The sequence below is a fragment of the Cellulomonas sp. P4_H12 genome (assembly GCF_056400905.1).
Genome location: NZ_JBFUKJ010000118.1, coordinates 1 through 576, shown reverse-complemented (window position 1 = coordinate 576; position 576 = coordinate 1). Strand labels below are relative to the sequence as shown.

Below are 576 nucleotides of genomic sequence, written 5' to 3'. Positions count from 1 at the left end.
CGGCTGACGATGCGGGTGCTCGGGCCGACCCTGCCCGTGCCGCGGGACCCGGCGGACGGCGCCGACGCGGCGAACGACCAGTCCCTGGTGCTGTCGGTGGACACCGACGTGGGCCGGGTCCTGCTCACCGGGGACGTCGAGGCGGACGGCCAGCGGGACCTGCTGCGGGACGGCGCGCCGGTGCGCGCGGACGTCCTCAAGCTGCCGCACCACGGTTCGCGCACCACCACGCCGGAGTTCCTGCGCGCCGTCGGGGCGCGTCTGGTGCTGGTCTCGGTGGGCGCCGGCAACACCTTCGGGCACCCCAATCCCGGGGTGCTCGAGGAGATCCGGCGCTCGGGCGCGACGGTGGCGCGGACCGACCTCAGCGGCGACCTCGCGGTGAGCCGCTCGGGCGGCGGGGCCACTGCCGTCAGCCACCGTCGGCGTGGGACCATCGTCCGGTGAGTCAGAGCACCCCGCCCGCGCAGCTGCACCTGGTCCTCGGAGACGAGGAACTGCTGGTCGAACGAGCCGTCGCCGCCATCGTCGCGGGGGTGCGAGCCGGCTCCGCCAACGGTGACGACCTGCCGGTGA

Annotated in this window: 1 protein-coding gene; it reads left to right on the top strand. The window is 75.5% G+C overall.

The window, feature by feature from the left end; genetic code table 11:
- Nucleotides 1-447 (top strand): ComEC/Rec2 family competence protein (locus AC1DQC_RS20075; RefSeq protein ID WP_477052986.1); only part of this gene is annotated, 447 nt, incomplete at its 5' end.
- Nucleotides 448-576: the final 129 nt, after the last annotated feature.